This window comes from Prevotella sp. HMSC073D09, from assembly GCF_001814145.1.
In the GTDB taxonomy this organism is placed as follows: Bacteria; Bacteroidota; Bacteroidia; order Bacteroidales; family Bacteroidaceae; genus Prevotella; species Prevotella conceptionensis.
Genome location: NZ_KV815079.1, coordinates 99,042 through 105,978, shown reverse-complemented (window position 1 = coordinate 105,978; position 6,937 = coordinate 99,042). Strand labels below are relative to the sequence as shown.

The window sequence follows — 6,937 nt, the reverse complement described above, 5'->3', positions numbered from 1 at the left end:
CTCATAAACTCATAAACTTACTTGCTCACAAACTCATAAACTCATCAGCTTATAAACTCACCTACTAACCACCACTTTCTTCTTACCTTTTATATATACGCCCTTGGGCAAAGCGTTGAGATTGGTGCCCACATAGCGGCCGTCGATGGTGTAAATCTTTTCTTCGTTGCTGCTGTCTGTGGCACTTTCGGGCAGTTCGATGCCAGTAGACGTTTGGTCTTTAAGGAAATCGAAGGTAACAATACCGTTTTTTAATGCGATGTTATAGATGGGTTTGTTAAGCATTCCACCCGTCCACGGTGCATAGTTCACCATGTTTTGGGCATCGGTAAGTCGATTAATGTTATTCTTACCAGGGTAAAGGTCGCCAGCAAGCTGTTCGTCGTATTGCTTTTTCTTCATGTAAGGCGCGGTAAGATTGCTGTTGTCTGACACCTTTCTATACGAAGACGGCAAGTAACCGTCGGCAGGAACGATGGTCATTCGGGGGTGTTTCTTGATGTTGTTCACCGAGTTGTCGCCTCCATGAAACACAGAGAAGGCCCACGGTACGTACTCTACGTGGCTCACCATCATACCCGATGCAGGTAACTTATAGTTCCATCCTTTTGCTTGGATATTCTCAACAATGTAATATTCGTTGCCGCTGGTATTCTTATCATTCTTAATTCGATAAGCCTTTCCGCCTTGGTCGATGCTTTTCAACTCCACTTTACCTTCCCTGGTAAGTGTTTCGATAGTTAACCAACCCATCTTTTCGCGTTCCCATGCGGTGTAAGCCGTGGGCGAGTAGCCATTATAAAGGTATATACCATTGTCCATCACGTCCCATTCTTCCATGCCTTGGTTGTCGTAGGCATCGAAATCTTGTTTGCCATTGGCAGTAGTCCATTGTGGACTTACTGTTGGGTAGAAGTCGGGTAGGCCCATGCAATGCGAAAATTCGTGGCAGAAAAGTCCCACGCCATTGATGAGTAGGCCGCTAGTTGAAGAGTATTTCCCATCTGGACGGCCATTTAATTCGTTGCTTATACCGGCCAAACGCACATATTTCCCGTCTTTCTTAATATCTGTTCCGCAAACAAATGCCTTCGGCCAAAGCGTAGATTCGATGCTCGAAACGCTTTCGCCATAGCCTGCATATATGATATAAACTAGGTCTACATTACCGTCTTTATCGGCATCATACATTGAAAAGTCTAGCGAATCGTCCATCATGGTACAAGCATCATATACTAATTCACGGTATCTTTCCATCGAAGAACTGCCTTCGCCGTAATAAGCTACATTCTTGGGCATGGTTATTGGACCATAAAGGTCGAATTGTGGCTTGAACTTTCCGCCGCTCATGTCGCTGAAATACTTCTTAACGCTACCTGTGTTGCGGTCTTCTGCGTTTCCAAAGTCTTGGTGCTTGTCGGCCATACTATTAAGGTATTGGTTGAAAGCCTTGCGTGGTTGAACCTTGAATGGCCTGTTGGCGAACTGCACGAGCAACACAATGGCGCGTGGCGAGCCTGTATGGGGGAAGAAACTTGTTGAGCCATTGCCGCCAAATCCGCGTGTGGCAGCTAGGCGTTCTGGACGAGTGTTAACGGTAAGAAAAGCCTTAACGTCTTGTTTCTTGCATAGTGATTGTTCGGCGTAACTGCGTTTGTCGGCATCGTGAGCCAACGTTCCCGACGATGAAAGCATGCCATTTGTATCAATGTTGGCAACGTAATAGCCGTTCCCCTCTTGTTTAAGAACCACGCCGTCGAGTGTGGAAACCCAGTTAAAGTCGGCATCTCCGTTGATGCGAACGGTGAGTTGGGTGCCGTCTGGCTGGCTAACAGTGATGGGGTAGGGCCATCCTTTGGAGGCATGGCTTGCCAAATGGCACAACAATGTGATGAGAATAAGTACCGTTTTCTTCATTTTCTAATTCTTTTTATAGTTATATGGTATTAGTTACAATTGGTTTCTACCATACCAGTATTGCCCTTTCTTCTTGGTTTGTCTGCCAAACTCTATGGCATGTTGTGGACAGTGGTGGTAGCAAGCAAAGCAAGTAAGACAGCTGCCATTGTGTTTCCACGTTGGCTCTTGTCCCTTTCCGCCCTCGATGTCGGCTGTTGGACACACCTCGGCACATACTCCGCAACGCACGCAGCGGTTAGTTTCAACCCGAAAGGCCTTGTCGTTGACGAGCTTTCGTTCGAAAAACTCGCCGATAACACGGCTGTTTATGCGCGGCCAGCGACCCACGTTGGGCTCTTTTTCCACCTTTTCTGCCTCGTTAATCTGTGCAACGATGCTCGTTAGGTGTATCTTGGCCTGATTCTTTTTCTCCCTTTCTTTCTCGATGGTGTCTACATCCATGAAGGGCAACCCCACGTAACTCTCTGGCATGAGCAGCGAAAACACCGCATCTAAGTGCAGCGAACGTTGCGCCAGGGCATGGCGAAAAATGCGCATACTCTCGCCCGTGGTGTCGCCAGCCGTACAAAGTGCGAAACAATAATGGCCCTCGGCGTTAGCAATGCTTAGCTTTTCGATAAACCGACGTACCAAAACGGGAGGACGCCAAGCATGTACGGGAAAGCAAAAGCCAATGCGCTCGCCAGCTGCAAGCGTGTAATGGCATTGTCCTTCCATTGCATCGGGGATGAAAATAAGGCGTTCGCCTGTCTTTTCCGATAGCTGTTGAGCGGCCCAACGGGTGTTGCCCGTGGCCGAGAAGTAGAATATCATTAGGCAAAGTTACTACTTTTCGCCGTTATAGTCAAATCTTGTGTAACGTTTTTGCTTACAAATTGCACTTGTAAGGTGGCGTTTCGTGTTGGTTTGAACGAGTTATACGACACCCCACATTTGTGCATAACCTGTTTCCTCTTAGGGCCTACTACGTGCTTTATTGTTAAAAAGAATTGGTTTTAGCAACTTGTCTACCAGCATTTTGCTGGCAACTCGTGTGTACAAGCTTGTTGTGGTGACTGTACAAAGTGCCTTGTAGCGTCCGTACAAGCGTCTTGTAGTGTTCGTACAAGAGCCTTGTAGTGCCCGTACAATCACCTTGTAGTGTCAGTACAAAGTACCTTGTAGTGTTCGTACAAGTATCTTGTAGTGCCGCTACGAACCTCTTTTGTTGGCGCGCGTGTGCCGCTGTTCGCTGCTTAGAAGGCAGTTGCTAACAACACCATCTTATGCACAATCATCTCAAAGCCGTTTTTGTTTTGGCTTTAAATTGTCTTTGCGCCGAACGTGTTTAGGCAGTCTTCGTAGATGGAGAGATTGTCTGATTGGGGATTGATGGCCGCCATTCCTGCATCGAAAAAGCGTAGTTTGCCTTCAAAACGTGGGTCGTTGCGCATGTCTTTCACCGATTCGGCCACGCAATAGTCCTTTGCAAAGCCGCATACAACTACCTCGTCGTATTGCGCTAGCTGGTCTAGAACTTGCTTTCCGTGTTCGTTGGGCGTGCGTTCGTTTACGTACGAGAAGATAGAAAACATCTCTGCGTCGGCATACTCGCCCTTTTGGTAAACGTGTAGTGGGCGTTGGCCGTGGTGTAAGTTGTCCCAAGCATTCACGGCTTGTACCAAAACGTCGGGGAATGCCCATCCCCACGAACCTATCAGGCAATGTTCGGGCCACAACGTGTGCACCCTTCCTTTGCTTTCCATTGCTCGGAGATAGTTCAAAACCTGCTCTTTGGTGGCGAATGTGGGTGAGATAACGCCTTGCTCCACGTCTTCAGAGCGCACGTTGGCAAAAGGTTTCACGCCTTCGCCCTGCCAGTAGGCGCAGTGTCCTACGTGGTAACGTCGGTGTGTGTCTTGCGATATAGCGATGCCCTCCGGGTTATTTTCCTCAATATAATGGGCAATGGCCTTTAAAGCTTTGTCGGCATTGGGCACGTAAAGACTGCCGCGGCTGTCGGCAAAGTCGTTGTTGGGGTCGATGATGAGTAGCATTTGCATGGGTTGTTTATCTTAAATTAGCGGATGTTTTGTTCTTCTAATAATGTTGGGGCTTGGAGGATAATGGGTTATCCCCTGTATCCACTTGTCAGAAACGTCGCTTGTCTTAACGCAGAAAGCGAGGCATGGCTTGGCATTCCGACACCTTGCAAAGTTAGTTATAAATTCTGATAACTTCACATCTTGGAGCTATTATATTGTATTGGGCAAGATTTTCAGTTCGCTTTCGTTTGGTAGGCGCATAAATTTCGTCCATCCTGCAAATGCAAATCGTTCACTTTACGCCTTAAATAAAGCGCACCGAATATGTTTGGATAAGGCCTGAATAGCCCATGAAAGGTATTTTTTTGAGCCATCCTAAAAAAAAGAGTTCAAGTTTGTTGTATCTCAACATTAATTCATAACTTTGTATGAAAATACTTACTATCATGAATCTGAAAATACGCTTGTCGCTGATGAACTTCCTCGAATTTGCTGTTTGGGGAGCTTATCTCACCTCAATGGGAACTTATTTGGTAAAAATCGGAATGGCCGACCAAATTGGTTGGTTCTATGCCGTGCAGGGTATTGTATCTATTTTCATGCCTGCCATCATGGGTATAGTGGCCGACCGCTGGGTGCCTGCCCAACGATTGCTGGGCTTATGCCATTTGTTGGCCGCCCTCTTCATGTTTGCCACAGCTTATTACGGCTTTGTGGCTATGGGCGAAGTGGCAGATGGTGCCTCCGTTGCAGGCACTTTCGCCGGTTCAATGATATTTCCCCTTTACAGTTTAAGCGTAGCTTTCTATATGCCCACGTTGGCTTTGAGCAACTCTGTGGCTTATACGGGGCTGAACCAAGCAGGCATGGACACCGTGAAAGACTTCCCGCCGATACGCGTTTTTGGCACAATCGGATTTATTTGCACGATGTGGTTTGTTGATTTGATGGGGTTCCAGCCCAACCAAAACCAATTCGTGGTGTCCGGAATATTCAGCATCATCCTCTTTTTATATAGCTTTACGTTGCCCACATGTCCCACATCGAGTGGCTCCGAGCGTAAAAGCATTGCCGACCAGCTGGGGTTGCGCGCCTTCTCGCTGTTCAAACAGAAAAAGATGGCCATCTTCTTTTTCTTCTCCATGCTGCTGGGCGTCAGCTTGCAAATCACCAATGGCTTTGCCAATCCCTTTATAACAAGTTTCGAAAGCATACCCGAATATGCCGACACCTTTGGTGTAAACCATGCCAACATACTTATTTCGCTGTCGCAAATCAGCGAAACCTGCTGTATTTTGCTCATTCCCTTCTTCATGAAACGTTTCGGAATAAAGAACGTTATGCTCATCGCCATGTTCGCATGGGTACTCCGTTTCGGACTGTTTGGCTTGGGTAATCCTGGCAATGGCGTATGGCTCTTCGTACTTTCGATGATTGTTTACGGAGTGGCATTCGACTTTTTCAACATCTCTGGTTCATTGTTCGTAGACAAATCCACCGATGCGCACATGCGTTCTAGTGCGCAAGGCCTGTTTATGTTGATGACTAACGGCATTGGCGCAACGGTTGGCACGCTGAGCGCACAAGCCATTGTTAACCATTTTACCGTAGACGGAGTGACCGATTGGCAAACTTGCTGGTATGTATTTGCCGCATACGCCCTGGTTGTGGGTGTGGCTTTTGCCTTGGTTTTCCGCCCTAAGGGAATAGACAAAAAATGAAATCGAAGATAAGACTAATATTCAACAATGTTGCCGAGATAGTTGGTAACGAGCGTCTTGGCTTACTTGCACTCACTGATGAGGCTCAAACGATGGAGTTGCTCATCCCTTGCGACAGGGAAATGAAAGAACAACTGGGTCTGCGGCTTAACCATTTGCCCATCACCAAGATGCTGTTGCCCGAAGTTTTGTGGCAATTGGTGCGCTCGCACACCGATGTAGACTTCGAAATAATCATCGACGACATCATTGATGGCCAATATCGGGTGTTGCTTTACAACACCTTAACCCTCGAACCCATAAAGCTTAGGGCCAGCGATGCCGTGTTGCTTTCTGTCATTGGCAACATACCTATATATATAGAGACCTCTCTGATGGCGCGCCAGGGTACAGCTTTCAACAAGAACGCTACGGGTGCGTCGCTCCCGATAAACATACTGGACAACAAAATGATAGAAGATGCCCTTGCCAAAGCCATTAAAGACGAGAACTACGAACTGGCATCGCGCATCAGCGAAGAAATAAAACGGAGGAAAGACAAGCAAAAATGAAGGAAACGCGCTATTTCTATGTACCCGATGCAGCACGTTCTAACGAGTTGCCTGCCGAGGAAGCGGCACACGCTTCAAGGGTGTTGCGCTTGGAAAGTGGCGACGAAGTGTTTCTAACAGACGGTGCCGGCTGTTTCTTCAAGGCGCAACTCACCCTCGTAACAAAGGGCAGATGTCTTTACGACATTGTGGAACGGCTGCCACAAGAAAAGACATGGAACGGCCGAATAGCCGTGGCAATGGCTCCAACAAAGGTTATAGACAGGGTGGAATGGACCTTGGAAAAGGCCACGGAGATAGGTATTGACGAGTTCTCGTTGCTTAATTGCGCCTTCTCCGAACGTAGAAACGTTAAGTTAGAAAGGCTGGATAAGATTGTTGTTGCCGCTGTTAAGCAAAGCAGAAAGGCTTGGAAACCGCTGTTGAACGACCTCCAACCTTTCGAAAACTTTGTGAAACAGCCACGAAAGGGAGCCAAATACATCGCCCATTGCTATGCCGAGATTGATAAAAAAGACTTGTATGGCGAGTTGTTGCAGCTAAACGGCGATGAGGAAGTAACCATACTCATCGGGCCAGAGGGCGACTTTTCCATTGATGAAGTGCGTTTGGCCATGAATAAAGGGTATGTTTCCGTTTCGCTTGGCCAAAGCCGACTGCGGACAGAGACTGCTGCCCTGGCCGCAACAATGATTGCTCAACTTGCATTTAGGAAATAAAC

The 6,937-nt window shown here is 47.4% G+C and carries 6 protein-coding genes; 3 read left to right on the top strand and 3 right to left on the bottom strand.

From position 1 onward, the window contains the following. Positions 1–57: 57 nt before the first annotated feature. The 3 genes from HMPREF2955_RS06240 to HMPREF2955_RS06230 form a co-directional block, all read right to left on the bottom strand. Positions 58–1,917, bottom strand: a complete 1,860-nt coding sequence (locus HMPREF2955_RS06240) for a M6 family metalloprotease domain-containing protein (protein ID WP_070721891.1) — start codon at positions 1,915–1,917, stop codon at positions 58–60. 33 nt (positions 1,918–1,950) lie between these two features. Then, the gene (locus HMPREF2955_RS06235; protein WP_070721889.1) at positions 1,951–2,733 is read right to left on the bottom strand and encodes an EFR1 family ferrodoxin; all 783 of its coding nucleotides are present in this window, start codon (positions 2,731–2,733) and stop codon (positions 1,951–1,953) included. Positions 2,734–3,221: 488 nt separating this feature from the next. Then, positions 3,222–3,962: a cysteine hydrolase family protein gene (locus HMPREF2955_RS06230; protein ID WP_246830081.1), complete on the bottom strand. Its 741-nt coding sequence runs from the start codon at positions 3,960–3,962 to the stop codon at positions 3,222–3,224. A 428-nt stretch (positions 3,963–4,390) separates the two neighbouring features. On the opposite strand from HMPREF2955_RS06230, the gene HMPREF2955_RS06225 reads away from it, so the two are divergent. The 3 genes from HMPREF2955_RS06225 to HMPREF2955_RS06215 are packed head-to-tail and all read left to right on the top strand — an operon-like array spanning position 4,391 to position 6,935. Further along, complete coding sequence (locus tag HMPREF2955_RS06225) at positions 4,391–5,665, top strand: nucleoside permease (protein WP_070721883.1); 1,275 nt, start codon at positions 4,391–4,393, stop codon at positions 5,663–5,665. Beyond that, entirely contained in the window at positions 5,662–6,216 is a 555-nt protein-coding gene (locus tag HMPREF2955_RS06220; RefSeq protein WP_070721882.1) for a bifunctional nuclease domain-containing protein, read from the top strand. The genes HMPREF2955_RS06225 and HMPREF2955_RS06220 overlap by 4 nt, the downstream gene beginning before the upstream one ends. Beyond that, the gene (locus HMPREF2955_RS06215) at positions 6,213–6,935 is read left to right on the top strand and encodes a 16S rRNA (uracil(1498)-N(3))-methyltransferase (RefSeq protein WP_019188021.1); all 723 of its coding nucleotides are present in this window, start codon (positions 6,213–6,215) and stop codon (positions 6,933–6,935) included. Before HMPREF2955_RS06220 ends, HMPREF2955_RS06215 begins: the two co-directional genes overlap by 4 nt. The last annotated feature ends 2 nt before the right edge of the window (positions 6,936–6,937 follow it).

Excerpts from the sequence above, each read along its gene's own strand:
- HMPREF2955_RS06215 (WP_019188021.1), top strand. The coding sequence starts at position 6,213 with ATGAAGGAAACGCGCTATTTCTATGTACCCGATGCAGCACGTTCTAAC.
- HMPREF2955_RS06230 (WP_246830081.1), bottom strand. The coding sequence starts at position 3,962 with ATGCAAATGCTACTCATCATCGACCCCAACAACGACTTTGCCGACAGC.
- HMPREF2955_RS06225 (WP_070721883.1), top strand. The coding sequence starts at position 4,391 with ATGAATCTGAAAATACGCTTGTCGCTGATGAACTTCCTCGAATTTGCT.
- HMPREF2955_RS06235 (WP_070721889.1), bottom strand. The coding sequence starts at position 2,733 with ATGATATTCTACTTCTCGGCCACGGGCAACACCCGTTGGGCCGCTCAA.
- HMPREF2955_RS06220 (WP_070721882.1), top strand. The coding sequence starts at position 5,662 with ATGAAATCGAAGATAAGACTAATATTCAACAATGTTGCCGAGATAGTT.
- HMPREF2955_RS06240 (WP_070721891.1), bottom strand. The coding sequence starts at position 1,917 with ATGAAGAAAACGGTACTTATTCTCATCACATTGTTGTGCCATTTGGCA.